At 65.9% G+C, this 19,025-nt stretch carries 21 protein-coding genes; 7 read left to right on the plus strand and 14 right to left on the minus strand.

The window, feature by feature from the left end; all coding sequences use genetic code 11:
* Positions 1 to 158 precede the first annotated feature (158 nt).
* Positions 159 to 1,448, minus strand: coding sequence for a crotonyl-CoA carboxylase/reductase (gene ccrA, locus Q7V45_RS01160; RefSeq protein ID WP_304845604.1), 1,290 nt, complete (start codon positions 1,446 to 1,448; stop codon positions 159 to 161).
* A gap of 209 nt (positions 1,449 to 1,657) precedes the next feature.
* On the opposite strand from ccrA, the gene Q7V45_RS01165 reads away from it, so the two are divergent.
* The 3 genes from Q7V45_RS01165 to Q7V45_RS01175 all read left to right on the plus strand — a co-directional run bounded on the left by Q7V45_RS01165 (position 1,658) and on the right by Q7V45_RS01175 (position 4,409).
* Positions 1,658 to 2,932, plus strand: a complete 1,275-nt coding sequence (locus tag Q7V45_RS01165; RefSeq protein WP_304845607.1) for an LLM class flavin-dependent oxidoreductase — start codon at positions 1,658 to 1,660, stop codon at positions 2,930 to 2,932.
* Positions 2,933 to 2,936: 4 nt separating this feature from the next.
* Positions 2,937 to 3,728 (plus strand): alpha/beta fold hydrolase, encoded by a 792-nt coding sequence (locus tag Q7V45_RS01170; protein WP_304845610.1) that lies wholly within the window; start codon positions 2,937 to 2,939, stop codon positions 3,726 to 3,728.
* 81 nt (positions 3,729 to 3,809) lie between these two features.
* Complete coding sequence (locus tag Q7V45_RS01175) at positions 3,810 to 4,409, plus strand: hypothetical protein (RefSeq protein ID WP_304845613.1); 600 nt, start codon at positions 3,810 to 3,812, stop codon at positions 4,407 to 4,409.
* Between the two features lie 57 nt (positions 4,410 to 4,466).
* On the opposite strand, the gene Q7V45_RS01180 is transcribed toward Q7V45_RS01175, so the two are convergent.
* From Q7V45_RS01180 to Q7V45_RS01195, 4 genes are read right to left on the minus strand one after another with little or no spacing between them, the layout of a single operon-like run.
* A complete protein-coding gene (locus Q7V45_RS01180; protein ID WP_304845616.1) occupies positions 4,467 to 4,748 on the minus strand; it encodes a DUF427 domain-containing protein in 282 nt (93 codons plus the stop codon).
* 16 nt (positions 4,749 to 4,764) lie between these two features.
* Positions 4,765 to 5,457 carry a DUF899 domain-containing protein gene (locus Q7V45_RS01185; RefSeq protein ID WP_304845619.1) on the minus strand — a complete coding sequence of 231 codons (693 nt, stop codon included), beginning with the start codon at positions 5,455 to 5,457 and terminating at the stop codon, positions 4,765 to 4,767.
* On the minus strand, positions 5,454 to 5,918 hold the full coding sequence (locus tag Q7V45_RS01190; protein WP_304845622.1) for an SRPBCC domain-containing protein: 465 nt from the start codon (positions 5,916 to 5,918) through the stop codon (positions 5,454 to 5,456). The genes Q7V45_RS01185 and Q7V45_RS01190 overlap by 4 nt, the downstream gene beginning before the upstream one ends.
* The gene (locus Q7V45_RS01195; RefSeq protein ID WP_304845625.1) at positions 5,896 to 6,261 is read right to left on the minus strand and encodes a helix-turn-helix transcriptional regulator; all 366 of its coding nucleotides are present in this window, start codon (positions 6,259 to 6,261) and stop codon (positions 5,896 to 5,898) included. Before Q7V45_RS01195 ends, Q7V45_RS01190 begins: the two co-directional genes overlap by 23 nt.
* Positions 6,262 to 6,401: 140 nt before the next feature.
* Between Q7V45_RS01195 and Q7V45_RS01200 the strand changes: the two genes are divergently transcribed.
* A complete protein-coding gene (locus tag Q7V45_RS01200) occupies positions 6,402 to 7,145 on the plus strand; it encodes a thioesterase family protein (RefSeq protein WP_370692535.1) in 744 nt (247 codons plus the stop codon).
* Between the two features lie 35 nt (positions 7,146 to 7,180).
* Here the strand turns inward: Q7V45_RS01200 and cysS are convergent, their stop codons facing one another.
* Entirely contained in the window at positions 7,181 to 8,512 is a 1,332-nt protein-coding gene (gene cysS / locus Q7V45_RS01205) for a cysteine--tRNA ligase (protein WP_304845628.1), read from the minus strand.
* Between the two features lie 388 nt (positions 8,513 to 8,900).
* Here cysS and Q7V45_RS01210 point away from each other — a divergent pair, with 388 nt between their 5' ends.
* Together Q7V45_RS01210 and Q7V45_RS01215 are read left to right on the plus strand one after the other, a co-directional pair.
* Positions 8,901 to 9,617, plus strand: coding sequence for a dienelactone hydrolase family protein (locus Q7V45_RS01210; protein WP_304845630.1), 717 nt, complete (start codon positions 8,901 to 8,903; stop codon positions 9,615 to 9,617).
* A 25-nt stretch (positions 9,618 to 9,642) separates the two neighbouring features.
* Complete coding sequence (locus Q7V45_RS01215) at positions 9,643 to 10,617, plus strand: tripartite tricarboxylate transporter substrate binding protein (RefSeq protein ID WP_304845632.1); 975 nt, start codon at positions 9,643 to 9,645, stop codon at positions 10,615 to 10,617.
* A gap of 14 nt (positions 10,618 to 10,631) precedes the next feature.
* Here the strand turns inward: Q7V45_RS01215 and Q7V45_RS01220 are convergent, their stop codons facing one another.
* The 5 genes from Q7V45_RS01220 to Q7V45_RS01240 all read right to left on the minus strand — a co-directional run bounded on the left by Q7V45_RS01220 (position 10,632) and on the right by Q7V45_RS01240 (position 15,245).
* A complete protein-coding gene (locus tag Q7V45_RS01220) occupies positions 10,632 to 11,051 on the minus strand; it encodes a hypothetical protein (RefSeq protein WP_304845633.1) in 420 nt (139 codons plus the stop codon).
* A gap of 27 nt (positions 11,052 to 11,078) precedes the next feature.
* Complete coding sequence (locus Q7V45_RS01225) at positions 11,079 to 11,561, minus strand: hypothetical protein (RefSeq protein ID WP_304845637.1); 483 nt, start codon at positions 11,559 to 11,561, stop codon at positions 11,079 to 11,081.
* 197 nt (positions 11,562 to 11,758) lie between these two features.
* Positions 11,759 to 13,447, minus strand: a complete 1,689-nt coding sequence (locus Q7V45_RS01230) for a long-chain-fatty-acid--CoA ligase (protein ID WP_304845641.1) — start codon at positions 13,445 to 13,447, stop codon at positions 11,759 to 11,761.
* An 85-nt stretch (positions 13,448 to 13,532) separates the two neighbouring features.
* Entirely contained in the window at positions 13,533 to 13,958 is a 426-nt protein-coding gene (locus Q7V45_RS01235; protein ID WP_304845643.1) for a phasin family protein, read from the minus strand.
* A 15-nt stretch (positions 13,959 to 13,973) separates the two neighbouring features.
* The gene (locus Q7V45_RS01240) at positions 13,974 to 15,245 is read right to left on the minus strand and encodes a DUF445 domain-containing protein (protein ID WP_304845645.1); all 1,272 of its coding nucleotides are present in this window, start codon (positions 15,243 to 15,245) and stop codon (positions 13,974 to 13,976) included.
* Positions 15,246 to 15,424: 179 nt separating this feature from the next.
* Here Q7V45_RS01240 and Q7V45_RS01245 point away from each other — a divergent pair, with 179 nt between their 5' ends.
* Complete coding sequence (locus Q7V45_RS01245; protein ID WP_304845647.1) at positions 15,425 to 16,315, plus strand: NAD(P)-dependent oxidoreductase; 891 nt, start codon at positions 15,425 to 15,427, stop codon at positions 16,313 to 16,315.
* Positions 16,316 to 16,446: 131 nt separating this feature from the next.
* On the opposite strand, the gene Q7V45_RS01250 is transcribed toward Q7V45_RS01245, so the two are convergent.
* The 3 genes from Q7V45_RS01250 to Q7V45_RS01260 are packed head-to-tail and all read right to left on the minus strand — an operon-like array spanning position 16,447 to position 18,985.
* On the minus strand, positions 16,447 to 17,049 hold the full coding sequence (locus Q7V45_RS01250; protein WP_304845651.1) for an alpha/beta fold hydrolase: 603 nt from the start codon (positions 17,047 to 17,049) through the stop codon (positions 16,447 to 16,449).
* A complete protein-coding gene (locus Q7V45_RS01255) occupies positions 17,046 to 17,699 on the minus strand; it encodes a glutathione S-transferase family protein (protein ID WP_304845654.1) in 654 nt (217 codons plus the stop codon). The genes Q7V45_RS01250 and Q7V45_RS01255 overlap by 4 nt, the downstream gene beginning before the upstream one ends.
* 26 nt (positions 17,700 to 17,725) lie before the next feature.
* Entirely contained in the window at positions 17,726 to 18,985 is a 1,260-nt protein-coding gene (locus Q7V45_RS01260) for an Nramp family divalent metal transporter (RefSeq protein ID WP_304845657.1), read from the minus strand.
* Between the last annotated feature and the right edge of the window lie 40 nt (positions 18,986 to 19,025).

Raw genomic sequence — 19,025 nt, forward strand, 5'->3', positions numbered from 1 at the left:
CTCCGCCACGAAGTGGGGGAGAGGAAGGGGCCCATTGCGCAGCAATGGGAAGGTGAGGTGGTGGATCGTTCAGCAGGGACGGGCGGGCCGGCAATCGAAGACCCACCTCACCCTCCCCGCGCTGCGCGGGCGCAGAAGGCGCAATCGCGGAAGGAGCCTTACTCGTCCAGCGCGTCTTCGAGCGTGCGCAGGCCGGGGCGCTTGGCGGAGACCAGCACGGCCATGTTTCCGGGCTTGTGCTGGTTCTTCCACATCTTGGTGTGGGCCTTGGGAATGTCGGCCCATTCGAAGACTTCGCTCATGCACGGGTCGATGCGGCGCTCGATCACCAGCTGGTTGGCCTGGCTGGCCTGCAGCAGGTTGGCGAAGTGGCTGCCCTGGATACGCTTCTGGCGCATCCACACGAAACGCGCGTCCATCGTCAGGTTGAAGCCGGTGGTGCCGGCGCAAAAGACCACCATGCCGCCGCGCTTCACGATGAAACAGGAGACCGGGAAGGTCTGCTCGCCGGGATGCTCGAACACGAAGTCGACGTCGTTGCCCTTGCCGGTGTGTTCCCAGATCGCGGCGCCGAACTTGCGGCACTTCTTCATGTACTCGGCATAGCCCGCCTGGTCGTCGACGTCGGGAAGTTGCCCCCAGCAGTCGAAGTCGTTGCGGTTGATGACGCCGCGCGCGCCGAGCGACATCACGAAATCCTTCTTCGACGGGTCGGAGATCACGCCGATGGCATTGGCGCCGGCCGTCGCGATGAGCTGGATCGCCATTGAGCCGAGGCCACCCGCCGCGCCCCACACCAGCACGTTGTGGCCGGGCCGCAGGATGTGCGGACGATGGCCGAACAGCATGCGGTAGGCGGTGGCGAGGGTGAGCGTGTAGGAGGCACTCTCCTCCCAGGTGAGGTGCGCCGGACGCTTCATGAGCTGGCGCGCCTGGACCTTGCAGAACTGCGCGAACGAACCATCGGGCGTCTCGTAGCCCCAGATCCGCTGGCTGGTGGAGAACATCGGATCGCCGCCGTTGCACTCCTCGTCGTCGCCATCGTCCTGGTTACAGTGGATGACGACCTCGTCACCGACCTTCCAGCGCTTCACCTTGGCGCCGACCGCCCAGACGATGCCCGAGGCATCGGAGCCGGCGATGTGGAAGGGCTGCTTGTGCACGTCGAACGGAGAAATCGGCAGGCCGAGACCCGCCCACACGCCGTTGTAGTTCACGCCCGCCGCCATCACGAGGACCAGCACCTCGTCCTCGCCAATCGTGTGAGTCGGCACGACCTCGAGCTGCATGGACTGCTCGGGCGGCCCGTGACGGTCGCGCCGGATGACCCAGGCGTACATGTTCTTCGGCACATGTCCGAGCGGCGGAATTTCCCCGACCTCGTAGAGATCCTTCTTCGGCTGGTTGGCCGTGGGATGTGGGCGAGGCGCGAAAGCGACGACGGACATGGCAACTCCTCCTGCGTTGCAGCGAAACTATTGCTGCATTCGCGAGAGTGCAATGCACAAATACTATTCGGAACGGTTGGCACAGGGGAAAAACAATAAAATTACTCACTCCCTGTGGAAATTCCGGATTGCAGGCCTCTCGGAGTCGCGGCAGGCTTGCGAGGTAAACGGTCGTTTACCAAGCAGCTCGAGTTTAGGGAGAGCGCACCATGAAACTCATGTGGTTCCACCTCATGCCGTACACGGAGCTTCCGGAAGACTTCAACCGGAAGCACCCGTCGGTGTGGGTCGACATCCATTCCTCGCTGTTCGACCCCAAGCGTGCGCATCACATGTACAACGACTTCATGGACGAGCTCGAATATGCCGCCGAGCTCGGCTACGACGCGGTCTGCGTCAACGAGCATCATTCCAACGGCTATGGGCTGATGCCCTCGCCCAATCTGATCGCCTCGTCGCTGGCGCGCCGCACCACCGACACCGCGCTCTGCGTCATGGGCAATTCGCTGGCCCTCTACAATCCGCCGACGCGCGTTGCCGAAGAGTTCGCGATGATCGACTGCATCTCAGGTGGCCGGCTGATCGCGGGCTTCCCGGTCGGCTCGCCGATGGACACCTGCTACGCCTACGGCCAGAATCCGAGCCTGCTGCGCGAGCGCTATCTCGAGGCGCATGACCTGGTGAAGCGGGCCTGGACCGAGAAGGACACCTTCGCCTTCAACGGCCGCTACAACCAGCAGCGCTACGTCAACATCTGGCCGCGCCCCATCCAGAACGACCCGCACCCGCCGATCTGGATTCCCGGCGGCGGCTCGGTCGAGACGTGGCGCTGGTGCGCCGAGATGGACTACGTCTACTGCTACCTCTCCTACTACGGCTACAAGGCCGGCCTCACGACGATGCAGGGCTTCTGGAACGAGATGGAGAAGCTCGGCAAGGACCGCAATCCGTACCGCGCGGGCTTCCTGCAGTTCGTCGGCGTGGCCGAGAGCCGCCAGCAGGCGCTCGACCTCTACACCGAGCCCGCCGAGTATTTCTACGGCCGGTGCCTGCATGTCGACGCGCGCTTCGCGACGCCGCCCGGCTACACGACCGAGGCGACGCAGCGTGCCGGCATCCAGAGCATGGTGAGCAAGGCGGCCAACACCGCGAGCTATTCGAGCAAGCTCAGTCTGAAGGCCACCAACATGAAGGACATCGTGGACGGCGGCTACGTCATCGTCGGCTCACCCGACGAGGTCGTGGAGCAGATCCGCCACGTGGCCACCAGCCTCAACGTCGGCCATCTCATGCTGCTGCTGCAGTACGGCAACATGAGCAAGGACACGACCAAGTACAATACGCGGCTGTTCGCCGAGAAGGTGATGCCGAAGGTCAAGGACCTGTTCGGCGACTGGGAGGACAAGTGGTGGCCCAAGCCGATGGACAAGGGCCAGCGCGCCGCGGTTCCCGCCTTCCGGCCGCAGACCGTCGCCGCGGAGTAGAGCCTTGCCCGAACCCGTGACCACGACGATCGACGTCAACGGCCATCCCTGCCGCGTCTGGACCAAGGGGAGCGGCCCCCGGATGGGCTTCCTGGCGGGCCTCGGCGGCCTGCCTCGCTGGCTGCCCTTCCTCGACAGGCTCGCCGAGAGACGGACGGTGATCGCCCCGTCCCTGCCCGGGTATCCCGGTGCGACGGGACACACCGAGCTCGACACCCATCTCGACTGGATATTGGCCATGCGGCAGATCGTCGATGGAGCGGGCCTCGCCGGGGCCGATCTCGTGGGCGCGTCGGTTGGCGGCGCCTTTGCCGCCGAAATGGCGGCCATCTTCCCCGGCCACGTCCGGCGACTCGCGCTGATCGCCCCCTTCGGCCTGTTCGACGACCAGGAGCTGGCGGCGGACCCCTGGGCGCAGCGCAAGGACGTGCTGCCCGGGCTGATGTGCGCGGATGGCGCCAACTGGAACGAGCTGGTCGCCGCGCCGGAGGGCGCCAATTCGGTGGAATGGCCGATCGAAATGACCCGGGCCTCAGAAGCCGCCGCGCGGGCCTTCTGGCCGCTCGGAAACACGCGCCTCGAGAAGCGGCTGGGGTTGATCTCGGCGCCGACCCTGATCCTGTGGGGCGACCGCGACGCCATCCTGCCGCCCAGCTATGCCGGCAAGTTTGCCCAGGGGATCAACAATGGGATCAACGGCGCGGCCCGGGTCGAAACCGTGGAGAATGCCGGCCATCTGGCCTATCTCGACCAGCCCGATGCGGTCGCGAGGGCCGTATTGGGCCATTTTGCCTGAGAGGCTCACGCCCTTGGTGGTTGCTTCGCCGGTTCGGATCGCTATTGTCCGGCGCGTTGGGGTTTTGCGAGGTAAACGGCAATGACGATCCGTTCGATGAAGATGACCGCAGGCGCTTCCCTGTTCGCCGCCGTTCTGGCGATTGGCGCGAGCCTGCCCGAGCGCGAGGCATCGGCCCAGGTGAGGCCCGTGCCGCGCGAGGGCGTGGCCTTCAACGACGTGGTCACCCAGCGGGTCAAGATCGAGTCGGTCGACACCGAGAGCCGCACCGTGGCCTTCACCCTGCCGAACGGCCAGCTCGTGATTCTGCCCGCGGCCGACAGCGTCAAGAACCTGGATGCGATCGACGACGGGTCGATGGCCAACATCACCTATTCCGAGGTGGTGACCATGCTGAACCTGCGCCAGAAGGGGCCCGGCTCCCAGCTCGCCCGCAAGGACCAGATGGGTCAGACCGCGAACCAGACCGACGTCGAGGCCGGCCGCTTCACGCTCACGGTGGTCGGTGTCGACCTCGCCAAGAACATGGTCTCGGTGATCGACGGCCGCGGTGGGCTGGTGCGCACCTATACGGCCAACTCGATCGCCAAGCAGGACATGCTGAAGAAGATCAAGGTCGGCGACGTCGTGATCGGCATGACGACCCCGCTGACGATCACCGCCCTGTCGCCGGCGCGCTAGACGCTCCCGACTGAAGTTCAAACGGCCGGCATTCGCCGGCCGTTTTCTTTGGGAGTGTCAGCGAATGCTGACGTCGTTCCAGAAACCGATCCAGCGATCGACCGGCTTCATCTTTTCCTGCGGCGCCTCGTAGGACCAGGCGGCGCGCGGGCTGCGCGTCTCGCCCTCAACGAGATCGTAGAACCGAACGCCATGCGGACACTGCAGGTCACTGCCCGTCCTGGGCATCTGCCTCAGCACGTCCATGCGGACCGCTTCGCGCGGGAAGTAGTGGTAGCCATCGACCTCGAGCGTGCGGTCGCTCTCGGCGATCACCTTGCCCTGCCACACGGCCTTCATGGCTGCCTTCCCTTTCTCAATACTGGTCGCGGCGCTTCACCCAGTCCATCATGAAGGGAAGCTCCGACTCGTCCCGGCCCTTCGAGGTCAGATCCAGCAAGTGGTAAGCGCCGTTCAGCATGTCAACGCCGCGCGCGTAGGTCGAATAGGTGTGATAGACGGCGCCGTCGTCGCCGCGGCGGAAGGCGCTGAACCCGGGCCTCTCTCCCGGGCCGACCTTCATCGTCCCGAAATTGTAGTCCATCCCGGCTTCACCGGGCCGCGAACTCACGGCGTAGTCGAAGTTGAACTCATTTTCTCTGGACGATGCCCAGCGGAAGCTCCAGCCCATCCGTCTGCGATAGGTTTCGAGCGTGGTGAACGGCGCACGTGAGACCGCGACCAGCGCCGTGTCGCGATGCGCGAGATGCACGTCGATGCCGTTGAAGTTGTCGGCCCAGAAGGAGCAGCTCCTGCAGGCCTCGGTCCAGTCCGGGCCGAACATGAGGTGATAGACGAGGAGCTGGCCGTGACCGCCGAACAGGTCCGCCAGGGTCGCGCGGCCTTCGGACGTTTCGAAGGTATACTCCTTCTCAACTCTCTCCCAGGGCAGTTCGCGGCGCTGGCGAGACAGCGCGTCCCGCAGCCGGGTGAACTCCTTCTCCTTGGCAAGGAAGTCGCGGCTGGCGGCGAGCCATTGCGCGTGGGAGACGACGGGGTGAGCGGTCATGCCGTCCTCCCGAGAAAGGCGACGAGCTTGTCGAAGGTGCCGACCCAGCCTTCGTGGTGACAGGCGAAGTCTTCGGAATCGACAAACGGGCCGTGGATCAGGGTGAGCTCCGTGCGGTCGCCCAGGGCACGCAGCTCGACCCTCACCGTCGTCTCATCGCCGCGCACCCGGTTGTGGTCGCCATCGGCATGGTGCGCCCAGGTGAAGACCAGCCGCTCGGGCCGGGCGACCTCGAGGTAGACGCCCGACGAGGCAAAGACGCCGCGCTCGTTGCGTCCATCGATGCGCCAGGCCCCGCCTCGCCTCGCATCGACTTCGCACAAGGTGATCTCCACGCCGGGCGGACACATCCAGCGCACGAACTGGTCGCGGTTCACCCAGGCGTCGAAGACGCGGTCGCGCGGGGCGTCGAAGATCCGGCTGAGGTGCAGTGTGCTGTTATCGAGCCTTGCGTCGGGCATCTGACTTTCCTTTCGTCGGCTTGGATTCGGGTTCGGTGCTCTTCAGGAATGCGTCGAGCCGGTCGAAGCTCGCCTCCCAGAACCTGCGGTAATGCTCGATCCAGTCCGCCGCCGCGCGCAGCCCCTCGCCGCGCAGCTCGCAGCGGCGCCACTGCGCCTCGGTATGCCGTTCGATCAGCCCGGCCTCCGTCAGCACCTTTAGATGACGCGACACCGCCGGCAGCGACATGTCGAACGGCGCGGCCAGTTCGCCGACCGTGGCGCCGCCGCTGGCGAGCCGCGCGAGGATGGCGCGTCGCGTCGGATCCGCGAGGGCCGAGAAGGTCTGGGAAAGTGCATCCATATTTAACTAATATGTTAAATACAAGAGATCGTCAAGCCGATTGCGGCCCGAGATTGCAGGTCGTGGCGGCGGCACCTATGAAAGCGCGCGCCACACGGAGCTGAAGCGAATGGAGTCTATCTACCGCGTCGAAGGCGCCATTGCCGAAACGAGCGCGTTCGCCGGGGGGGCCGTGGAGCCCCAAGCTGCAGCACGGCGCGGCGCCTTCGTCGCTGATCTGCTGGGCCGTCGAACACCTGCCGTCACCGGTGCCCATGCGCGTCGCCCGCCTCACCGTCGATCTGATGCGGCCGGTGCCCGTGGCACCTCTCACGATCGAGACCGACATCGTCCGCGAAGGCCGCAAGATCCAGCTCGTGTCGGTGCGCCTGCTGTCCGACGGCACCGAGGTCGTGCGGGCAAGCGCGCTGCGCATCCGCATCGATCCCAAGGAGATGCCGGCAATCGCCAACGGGCCGCCGATCAAGCTTCCGATGCCCGAGCACTGCAGCCCGCCCGACTTCTTTGCGACCGAAACGCCATTCCTCAAGGGCATCGAGATGCGCACGGCCAAGGGCGGCTTCCGCATCCCCGGCCCCGCCGCCGTCTGGTACCGCGCGGCGCGGCCCCTCGTGGAGGGCGCGGAGATCTCGCCGTTGATACGGGCGGTCATCGCCGCCGATTTCTGCAACGGCACCTCGTCGGTCTTCGACATGAGCGACTGGACGTTCATCAACGCCGACCTGACCGTCAGCCTCGGTCGCGAGCCGGTCGGAGAGTGGGTTCTGCTCGACGCCGAGACCTGGATCGGCCCGGACTCGGTCGGCATCGCCGCCGCGCGGCTCGCCGACGGCCAAGGCTATTTCGGCCGCGCCGTGCAGAGCATCATTTTCGAGAAGCGCTGAGGCTCATCGGAGCGCGCCAGCGCGCGCTCCGATGACTAACCGCGTTTCCAACTCGTTCCCTTCGGCCCGTCCTCGAGGATCACGCCTTTGGCCTTGAGGTCGTCGCGGATGCGGTCGGATTCCTTGAAGTCCCTGGCCTTGCGCGCGGCCTGACGGGCCTTGATGGCGGCCTCGATCTCAGGATCGGAGGGACCATCGGCAGCCGCGGCCGGCGTCCAACAGAACCAGGCGTCCGGATCCTGCTGCAGCAGGCCGAGCGCGGCGGCGCCCGCCTTCAGCTCCGACGGATCGCGCAACTGGTGCAGCGCGCTGATGGCGAGCGGCGTGTTGAGATCGTCCGACAGCGCGTCCTCGACCGGCGCAGGAATGGGCTTCTCCTCCAGCCCCTTGCCGCGCAACAGCCCATACCAGCGATCGAGCGTGCCCTTGGCCTGCGCCAGCCCCTCATGCGTGAAGTCGAGCGGCTGGCGATACTGCGCCGACAGCAGCAGGAGCCGGATCACCTCGCCTGGATACTGGTCGAGCAGCTCGTGCACGGTGAAGAAGTTGCCAAGCGACTTGCTCATCTTCTCGCCGGAGATGTTCAGGAAGCCGTTGTGCATCCAGTACTTCGCCATGATGGCGTGACCGGAGGCGCAGCGGCTCTGCGCGATCTCGTTCTCGTGGTGCGGGAAGATGAGGTCGAGGCCACCGGCATGGATGTCGAAGGTCTCGCCAAGCAGCGCGCCGCTCATGGCAGAGCACTCGATGTGCCAGCCCGGACGGCCGCGGCCCCACGGGCTCGGCCAGCCCGCCTGGGCGTCGTTCGAGGGCTTCCACAGGACGAAGTCTGCCGCGTCCTTCTTGTAGGGCGCGACCTCGACGCGGGCGCCGGCGATCAGCTCGTCATGCGAGCGGCGCGACAGCCGGCCATAGTCTTCCATGCTCGGCACGTCGAACAGCACATGGCCTTCCGCTTCGTAGGCATGGCCGCGGGCGACCAGCCGCTCGATCAGCGCGATCATCTCGCCCACGTACTTCGTGGCACGCGGCTCGACGTCGGGCGACAGCGCCCCGAGGCGGTTCATGTCGCTCTGGTAGGCGGCGGCCGTACGCTCGGTCAGCGCGTCGATCGACTCCTCGTTCTCGGCGGCGCGCACCATGATCTTGTCGTCGATGTCCGTGATGTTGCGGACATAGGTCACGCGCGGGTAGCGGCGCTTCAGCAGCCGGTACAGAACGTCGAACACGACGACGGGGCGCGCATTGCCGATATGGACGTAGTCATAGACCGTGGGGCCGCAAACATAGAGGCGGACATGCGACGGATCGAGCGGCAGGAACGGCTCTTTTTCGCGCGACAGCGTGTTGTAAACGACGAGGGACATCGCCCCTTCTCCCGACTCAAAAACGAACGAAGGCTACTGCGGCCCGCTGGGCCTCAGGCCTCGATACATCGCGCGAGGGACGCGCCCGGAAGAAAGAACTGCGACATGGCGGCAATCTATACGAGGGGTTCTTGCCGCGCAATTCGCCGCCCATGGCAGTGCATTCCAGGCGTCTCGCCCGTGAAGCCGGTCGTTCGCCCGTGACCGGCCGATCAACGGCAGCAGCTTCGCCATCACCGGCGGGATCGGCCCGCACACGATCCCGGCCCACAGCCGGGCGTCGTCGAGCCTTTCGAGATTGCCATGGCGGCGGCTTGTGGCGGCGGGTCGTTGGCGGGTCAAGCTGCCTCCGCTAGTCTCCGGATCAAAGCGGAGGAAACCAGCGAACATGCGCACCGAGGATATCGAGTATCGGGCCGACGGCGTCCGCATGGTCGGACAGTATGTGGTCGACGACAGCAAGTCAGGTCCGCGCGCCGGGGTGCTGGTCTGTCACGAGGGACCGGGCCTCACGGACCACACGAAGAAGATCGCCGCCCGGCTCGCCGGCCTGGGCTACGCCGCCTTCGCGATGGATTATCACGGCGACGGCAAGCCGCTCTCCGATCCCAGCCAGACCATGGCGCGGCTGCAGCCGTGGATGGCCGATCCGACGGGCATCCGCACCCGTGCGCTGGCGGCGCTCGACGTGCTGAAGGCGCAGAAGGAAGTCGATCCGGCGCGCCTCGCCGCCATCGGCTACTGCTTCGGCGGCACGACGGCGCTCGAGATCGCGCGCAGCGGCGCTGACGTGAGAGCGGTCGTGGGCTTCCATTCGGGTCTTGCGACCGCGCGGCCGCAGGACGCGGTGAACATCAAGGCCCGGGTGCTCGTCTGCATCGGCGCCGACGATCCGATCATTCCGCCCGAGCAGCGTCTTGCCTTCGAGAAGGAAATGAAGTCCGCCGGCATCGACTGGCGGCTGCAGCTCTATGGCGGGGCCGGTCACAGCTTCTCCAATCCGGCCGCGGATTCGCGTGGCATGAAGGGCTTCTTCTATCATGAGGCCACCGACCGCCGCTCCTGGAACGCCATGATCGAGCTGTTCGACGAGACCCTGAACTAGAACCAACGACAAGGGAGGAAGAAGGATGAAACGCCGCCAACTGATCGTGGCGGGCGCCGCAGCACTTGCCGCCCCGTCGATCGCCCGCGCGCAGGGCAAGTTTCCCGAACGGACGATCCGCTTCGTCATCCCCTTCGCGCCGGGTGGTCCCACCGACATCATAGGTCGCATGGTCGCGGACAAGCTCACCGCCATCCTCGGCCAGCAGGTCATCGTCGACAACAAGGCAGGAGCTGCCGGCTCTATCGGTGCGGTGGACGTGAAGAACGCCAAGGCCGACGGCTACACGCTGCTCTGTGCGCCCTCCTCCACCCATGCCATCAATCCGACGGCCTTCGTGAAGCCGGCGTACGATGCGGTGAAGGACTTCACGCCGATCGCCTCGGTCTGCGTCAACCCGCTGGTTCTGGTAGCCCGGCCCGACATGCCCGACACGGTGATGGGCCTGGTCGAGCTGATGAAGAAGAACCCCGGCAAGTACTCCTACGGTTCCTCGGGCGCCGGTTCGATCATCAATCTCGCCGGCGAGTACTTCAAGCGCGAGGTCGGCGGCATGGATGTCGAGCACATTCCCTACAAGGGATCGATGCCGGCGCTGCAGGACATGATGGGCGGCCAGACGGCCTGGATGTTCGAAACCTTCAGCACCACGCTGCAGCTCCACAAGGCCGGCAAGGTCCGCATCCTCGCCTATGCCTATTCCAAGCGCGCGCCGATCGCGCCGGAGATCCCGACCATGATCGAGGCCGGCGTGAAGGGCTACGAAGCCTACACGTTCAACCTGATCCTGGGTCCCGCCAACGTGCCGAAGCCAGTGGTCGACGTTCTGGATCAGGCCTCGCGCCGGATGATGAAGGACCCTGCCACCATCAAGTTCCTGGAGAACATCGCCGCGGTGCCGACGACCGACACCTCGCCGGAAGTCACGGCGCGTTTCATCAAGGACGAGATCGCGAAATGGGCGCCGGTCATTCGCGAAGCCGGCGTCAGGATCGAGTAGAGGGGTCGCCCGGCTTAGCGGTAGCCGGACGGCGGCGGCACGTTGCCCGGCGCCGGCGCGATCGGCGCCTGCTGCGGCATCTGGGCCGGCGTCGGCACGTTCATGGCGCCGGGGCCCGTTCCCACCCCCGAGCCCGCGCCTTCGCTGGGTGAGGCGACACGGCCGGGAGCATCCGCCCCGATGTTGCTGATGTAGTAACCGGCCACGGCGTTCGAATTGTCGCCGGCGGTCTTGGCCGGGACGTCGATGATCCCGACCCGGGCACCGCTCTTGTCGATCCGGTAGCCTTCCGGATCCATCTGGAAGCCTTCGTTGTCGATGCGTACGCCGCCAGGCTGGACCCGATAGGCCGGCGGCGGCGTCGTCTCGCTATAAAGGGGCTGGGGCAGCGGATCGCAGGCCGCGAGCAGCGACACGCCGAACGTCGTGGCCATAAAACGTCTCGCAGCCATCAAGCCCCCTCATCGTGTGGTCGACTGCGGGCTGATGATGTTGCCGTTGCGGTCGAGCCGGTTTCCCTGACCATCATAGCGGAAACCATACTCGTCACGGAAGGCCTCGACGCCAGCCGGCGGCGTCGGCTGAGGAGCCACGGGCGGGGTACTGTAGGTGGTGGTCGAGACCGTCGTAGCCGGGCCGTAATAGGTCGGGGCGGCAGGCGCCGTCGTGTAGTAGGTGGTGGTCGAGTAGCCGGGGGCCGGCGCCGGGGCCGGAGTTCCGTAGGCCTGGTCGCGGTAGCGACGGGCGTCGATCTCACGCCCCACGCACCGGTCGTACATCGAGGTGCCCGGCGTCAGGCCGTAGGAGTAGCACGCGTTGCGGGCGTCGGCGTCGAGGCTCGCGACTGTGTAGCTCACAGGGACGCGGCCCTGGGCGCGGGCGGTGGCTTCCCGCGAAACGCAGCGGTTATAGTTGTCGGTCCCGACGCGGAAGCCGTAGTCCACGCAGGCCTGCTCGGAGCTGCTCACCCGATAGGGTGCGCTGGCCGTGCGGGTTTCGTAGGTGGTGCTGCTGCAGGCGGCGGCGGACAGGACGAGGGCTGTCGCGGCTAGTATTTTGGTGGCGGTCATTGGGGTCCTCCGGGAAACTGGTGGCCAAGGAACGTGGCCAGCCCCCGAGGGTTGCAGGTTCCCTGCAAGAGTTACGCCGCCTTCTTGACCACTCCGTCCCGCAATTCACGGCGCAGAATCTTGCCGACGTTGCTCTTGGGCAGCTCGGCCCGGAACTCGATGTACTTCGGCCGCTTGTAGCCGGTCAGCTCCTGGTGGCAGTAGGCGTCGAGGGCTTCCCTGGTGAGTGAGGGGTCCTTCTTCACCACGAACAGCATCACCGCCTCGCCCGAGTTCGCATCCGGTACACCGACGGCCGCACATTCGAGCACACCGGGATGGGCCGCCACCACAGCCTCGACCTCGTTGGGATAGACGTTGAAGCCCGACACAAGGATCATGTCCTTCTTGCGATCCACGATGCGGGTATAGCCGCGTTCGTCCATGATCCCGATGTCGCCGGACTTGAAGAAGCCATCCGCCGTCATGACCTTTGCTGTCTCTTCGGGCTGCTGCCAGTAGTCGCGCATGACCTGCGGGCCGCGGATCGCGATTTCCCCAGCCTTGCCGATCGGGACGTCCCTGCCGCTGTCATCGAGGATGCGAATCTCGACGTTCGGCAGCGGCAGCCCGATGGTTCCCGTGTAGGTCTCCGAGTCGGTGGGATTGCAGGTGACGCCGGCGGAGGTTTCGCTGAGGCCATAGCCTTCGCAGATCGGGCAGCCGGTGATGGCCAGCCACTTCTTCGCGACCGCCTCCTGCACCGCCATGCCGCCGCCGTTGGAGATGACCAGCTCCGAGAAATCGAGCTTCGCAAACGCCGGATTGTTCGCGAGCCCGTTGAACAGCGTGTTCACCGCCGGGAACACGTTGATCCTGTGTTTGGCCAGATCCTTGATCGTGCCGGCCATGTCGCGCGGGTTAGGGATCAGGACGTTCAGCGCGCCGGTGCGCAGCCCCAGCAGGCCGCAGGTCACGAAGGCGAATACGTGATAGAGCGGCAAGGCGCAGGCGATCGTGAGCTGGCCGGTGATCTTCCGGCGGTTCAGGCCGGGCTGCATCCAGGCCTCCGACGCCAGCAGGTTCGCGACCAGGGTGCGATGAAGCAGCGTGGCGCCCTTGGAGACCCCGGTCGTGCCCCCCGTGTACTGCAGGACCGCGACGTCGTCCGGGCCGAGCTGCGGTTTCGCCAGGACCATGCTGCGCCCAGCCCTGAGCGCGTCGTTGAACTTCACATGGCCCGGCAGCGACCAGGCCGGCACCATCTTGCGCATGGTGCGCACGACGAAGTTGACGATCAGGCCCTTGGGGAACCCCAGCAGGTCGCCCATCGAGGCGACCACGACATGCTTGATGCCCGTGTGCCCCTGGACGCGCTGCAGGATGGTCGCGAAGTTCTCGAGGATGATGATGGCCTCGGCACCGGAGTCCTTCAGCTGGTGCTCGAGTTCGCGGGCGGTGTAGAGCGGATTGACGTTGACCGCGATGAACCCCGCCCGCAGCACCGCGGCGACGGCCACCGGATACTGCAGGACGTTCGGCATCATGATTGCAACGCGCGCGCCGCGCTTCAGGCCGCGTCCCTGCAACCACGCGCCGAGCGCCATGGAGAGCGAGTCGACCTCGCCGAAGGTCAGCGCCTTGTCCATGCAGACATAGGCGCGGCTGTCGCGATGCCTGGAGAAGCTCTCCTCGAAAAGTGACACGACGCTGGGGTAGGCCGACGGATCGATGTCTGCCGGCACGCCCGGCGGATAACTCTTGAGCCAGAACCGGTCCACGACGTCTCTCCCGGAGTCTCTCAGGCGCCCGTGGGGTGGCGCGCCCGCTTGCGCGCCGCGCCACCTGCGGTTGCTCTCTTATTCGCTACGACTTCTTCTCGACCGAAGCGCGGATTTCCTCGTAGGACTCCTTCATCCGGTCCTGCACGATCTTGAAAGCCTCGGTGCTCGACTTCTGGACCAGTTCGGCAATGTCCCGCGTGTTGGCGATCGCCGCCTCCATCGCCTTCTTGGCGAATTCGGCCTGCTTGGCCATCACGTCCTGAGGATTTCCGCCCGGCTTGTAGGACTGCGCCATCTCGGCCATGTCCTTCATGGCGGCCTCGAAGATTTCCTTCTGCTTGTTCGCGATCCCGCTCGCGCCCTGGGCCATCGACTGCCAGGACTTCGTCATGGCTTCCAGGTTCTTCTGGTGGTGCTCCATGATCTTCGTCATGTCGAAGGGCTGCACCTTGAGCTGCTCGCCGAATTTCTTGAACATGTCGGTGAAGTTCTGCGCTGGATCGGCCATCCGAACCTCCTGTGGTTACAGGTGCAGCTTCAACCCCTGCTCCAGCGCGTGCAAGGCCAAACCGGCCAGCCCACCGATCATCGCCCCGTTGAACCGGATGTATTGCAGGTCGCGTCCGACCGTCAGCTCTATGCGGCCGATCAGCACATCGATGTCCCAGGACTTCACCTGATCGGCGATGAAGCGCCCGACGCCGCTCTTCTGGCGCTGCACGAAATCTGCGAGCAGACGCACCATGCCGCGATTGATCTCGGCGCGGATTGCCGGATCGCGCGCCAGCTGGCTGCCGACATCGACCAGCATCCCTTCGAGATGCCGGCGAACCTGGCTGTCCTCGGCCTGGGCGTCGTGTTCGAGGAAGGACCGCACACTTTCCCAGGCGCCCTCCGCCAGGCTCGCGATCTCCGGTCGCGCCAACAGGTCTTGCTTCAGACTCTCGGCGCGTCGCGCGAAGGATCTGGACGTCCGCAGGCGCTCGATGAAGCCCGTAACGAAACTGTCGAATTCCTGTCGCAGGGGATGGCTGCCGTCTGAGCGCGCATCCTTGATGAAGGCCGTGGTCGAGGCGACGATCTTGCGCAGCAGGTAGGCGTCGGCGCGATAGAGATTGAAAAGCGCAGGCAGCTCCTGCCGGATCTTCTCGCGCAGCGCCGCCAGCGTCTCCTCATTGGCCAGCACCTTCTCCAGTGCCACCAGCAATTCGTCGAGCAGGCGCTGATGACGGCCTTTCTCGGTGACCGCGCTCAACAGCCCGGCCGCCAGGGGGGCGAGTTCTATTCGCTGCAGTTCCGACATCGCCCGCTGGCCGAGGAACCGCTTCAGGCCGGACTGGTCGACCGCCGACAAGGCCTGCGGCACGAGACGCAGGATGAAGCCGGCAAGGGCTGCACTTCGCGTACGGTCGCTCAGCCAGTCGGCCACGAGGGCGGCGAAATCGACTTCGCGCAGGCGCGCCTCAACCGGCTCGGGCGCGAGGAAGTTCGTCTCGATGAACTCACCGAGATTCTCCGCAATTCGGTGGTGATTGCGCGGCACGATCGCGGTGTGCGGGATCGGCAGACCGAGCGGGCGGCGGAACAGGGCAACGACGGCATACCAGTCGGCCAGCCCGCCCACAGTGGCCGCTGCGGCAAACGCCGCGACGTAACCCCAGGCCCAGTGAAGCGGCTCGTAGTGCCGGGCCACCACGAACAGCGCGGCCGTGGCGACGAGCAACAGGGTGGCCGCGAGCTTGACCGTTCGCAGGGAACGGGCGCGTTCGGCGTCGCGGTTCAAGGGCTCGCCCACACGCCCTCCTTCAAGATGCCCTCAAGCGGATTCTCTCCCGTCACAACGTCGAAACGCGACCTGCGGGATGCAGTTTCGCGGCATGAAGCGTCATTCCTGCCGGTGTCCTGGTCCCTGTGGCAAGGGGGCGACGTTTCTGTTCGTATGGTTCGGATTACGCACGTCCCCGGGAGGAAGCCATGAAGGTCGGATATATCGGTGTCGGAAATATGGGCGGCCCCATGTGCCGCAACCTCATCAAGCGCAGCAATCATTCGGTCACGGTGTTCGACCTGAACCCCGAGGCGGTGAAGACCTGCACCGACCTCGGCGCCAGCGCGGCCAAGTCCGTCGCCGAGGCGACCCGGGGCGCCGACATCGTGATGACGTCCCTGCCCATGCCACGCGACGTCGAGGCCGTCACTCTGGGCGACGACGGCATCCTGGCGAATGCAAGCAAGGGCCAGACCTACATCGATCTCAGCACCAATGCGCCCTCGATGGTGAAGAAGATCGGCGCCGCCATGGCCGCCAAGGGCATCGCCATGCTCGACGCGCCGGTGAGCGGCGGTACGGTCGGCGCCGAGGCTGCGACCATCGCCATCATGGTCGGAGGGGACAAGAAGGTGTTCGACGACGCGCTTCCGGTGCTGCAGTCGTTCAGCGCCAACGTGATCCACATGGGCGAACTCGGCACCGGCACGGTGGCCAAGCTTGTCAACAACATGATGGCCTTCTGCAACGCCGCTGCCGCGGCCGAAGGCCTGATGCTCGGTGTCACCGCCGGCCTCGATCCACAGAAGCTCGTACAGGTGATCTCGAGTTCGAGCGGCAATTCCTCGGCGTTCAAGTCATTCTCGGAGCGCGCGCTCTCCGGCAAGTTCTCGCCGCCGTCCTTCGCGCTCAACCTCGCGCACAAGGACCTGCACCTCGCCCTGGAACTGGCCGACGAACTCGACGTGCCACTGCCTCAGGGCTCGGCCACCCACAACCTGCAGCGCATGGCGCGCCGCATGGGCCTGGGCGGAAACGACAGTTCGACGATCCTGCAGGTCTACGAGTCGGTCCTGAAGAAGACCGTCAAGCCTTAGACGAACACAAACCTCATGCTGAGGAGCGCTCCGGAGGAGCGCGTCTCGAAGCATGGGCGCGCGCACCCCGTCTGTTGCTCATCCTTCGAGACACCGCGCTTCGCGCGGTCCCGCAGGATGAGGTGGTATCCCTACGCCAAGTGCTTTGAGATCAAACGCGCGACGAGGTCGGCATGGGTGCTGGCCACGTCGTGATCGCCGCCGGTCACGATCTCGAGCCGCGCGTTCGGGAGCCGATCCGCCAGATGCCGGCCGACGGCGACGGGGCTGACGGGATCCGTGTCGCCCCAGATCAGCAAGGTGGGCGCCGCGATCTTCTCCACGGGTAGTGGCGGCGTCTGGGCGCCGTCGGTGATCCATGCAGCGGCCCTGGGGAAGGAGCGGCGGTAGTCGGCACGCCAGTCCGACGCGCCGAGGCCTGCCATGTCGACGCCGCCCGAGGTCACGCAGAGAACGAGGCGGCGCACCAGTTCAGGATGCTCCAGCGCGATCCGCGCGGCGATCACGCCGCCCATCGACTGCGCCACCAGGTCGACCGGCTCACGCATGGTCGCCGTCACCAGCTGCTTCAGGTCGTCGAGCCCACGGATCGCCGGATCGTGGGGCTGCGCGCCGAGGCCGGGCCAGCCGAAATGCTCCTTCGGCCAGGCGGCCGGCAGAGCCTCGGCGACCGGCTTCCAGAACTGTGGAGAGCCGCCGGCGCCCGGCAGGAACAGGATCCGCGGTCGGGTCATGACGGTAGTCCCAGCCTGGCCATGAAGGGCGGCAGGGTCCGCCCGATCGACAGGAGATAGCGGCCCATGGCGCCGGCCACCTGCCGCACGGCCGGACGGTCGCTCATTCGGTCGCGCCAGGCCTGCAGGCGCGCCAGCTCGGCCGGAACCGGTGCCCCCATCCGCTCGCCGAAGAGCTGCGCCATATAGAACGCGATGTCGGCATAACTGTAGGCGCCGGCAATCCATTCCTGGTCGCCGATCGTGCGCTCCATCTCTTCATAGAAGCGCGCCGCGCCCTCGTGGGCGCCCGGCGACTTGGGGTCGCCCATCAGCCGGATGATGTGCGGAAAATAGACCTCGTCGGATTTGTGTTCGAGCAGGCGCGTCCGCGCGCGGGCCCGTGGCTCCGCCGCCCACAGCGCCGGGTCGCGCTTCAGTGTTTCCAGGTACTCGAAGATCTGCGTCGAATCGAACAGTTCGAGGTCGCCGTCGATCAGGACGGGGACCTGGCGCTTGGGATTGATGCGCACGACCTCGGGATGCTTCGGCTCGTAGAGCACCTTCATCTCGAAGGGCACCATCTCGAGCTCGAAGTCGAAGCCCTTCTCGCGCAGGACGATCTCGGCCTTGGCGCCGAACATGCTGAGTGGACCGGAGTAGAGTTTCATGACGACCAGCTTACGGGGTCGCCGACCTACATCAACACGAACATCCCGATGGCGGCCGCCGCCATCAACACCAGGGTGAGCCAGCCCAGCACGCGCTGCCAGACGCTCGCCGTGAAATCGCCCATGATCTCGCGGCGCGAGGCCACGATCATCATGGCTCCGATGATCGGCACCACGATCACACCGTTCAGCACCGCGCTCCAGATCAGCGCCTTGATCGGGTCGATCGGCAGCAGCGCGACGCCCAGCCCCGCCAGGATCGCCACCGCGATGGTGATGTAGAACCGCCGCGCCTCGCCGAACTCATGCTCGAGCCCGATCCGCCATCCCCGGACCTCTCCAAGTGCATAGGCCGCCGACCCCGCGAGCACCGGAACCGCCAGCAGGCCCGTGCCGATGATGCCGAGGCTGAACAGCAGGAAGGCCGCGTCACCGGCGATCGGCCGCAGCGCTTCGGCAGCCTGCTGGGTGCTCTCGATGTCCGTCTTGCCGTTGGCGTGGAGCGTGGCCGCCGTCGTCAGGATGATGAAGAAGGCGACCAGGTTCGACACTGCCATGCCGATGCCCGTCTCCCAGCCGATTCGCCTCAGCTCACGCGGCGCCTGTTCAGGATTCTCGGTGAGCGGCCCCGCCTCGGCATCGCCCTCCTCGTCCTCGACTTCCTGCGAACTCTGCCAGAAGAAGAGATAGGGGCTGATCGTGGTGCCCAGCACCGCGACGACCAGCATCAACGTGTCCTTGTCGAGCGCAAACTTCGGCACCAGGGCGCCGATGCCGACCGCGCGCCAGTCGATATGGGCCGTGAAGACCACACCGACATACGCGAACAACGAGAAGGTCAGGTATTTCAGGAAGCCGACATAGCGGCTGTAGGGAATGAAGACGATGGCCAGCACCGAGGCGATCGCGAACAGGAAGGAGAAGAACACCTGTCCTCCGCCCACGAGCATCGCCACCGCCGCCCCCATGGCGGCGAGATCGGCGCCGATGTTGATGGTGTTGGCCACGAACAGCAGCAGGACGGCCCCCAGCACCACGGGGCGGGGAAAAGCCCGGCACATATTGGCGGCAAGGCCGTGGCCGGTGACGCGACCGATGCGGGCGCTGACCGACTGAACCGCGACCATCAGCGGCCAGGTCAGCACGACCGTCCAGAGAAGTCCGAAGCCCGCATGGGCGCCTGCCTGCGAGTAGGTCGCGATGCCGCTCGGATCGTCGTCGGCGGCACCGGTGATCACACCGGGACCGAGCCTCTTGATCAGCCCCTGTGTGCTGGTTGCGACCATCTTGCCTCCGAAACGGAAGACCCCCGCGCAAGTTCCACCT

It is taken from the genome of Reyranella sp. (assembly GCF_030651995.1).
Taxonomy (GTDB): Bacteria; Pseudomonadota; Alphaproteobacteria; order Reyranellales; family Reyranellaceae; genus Reyranella.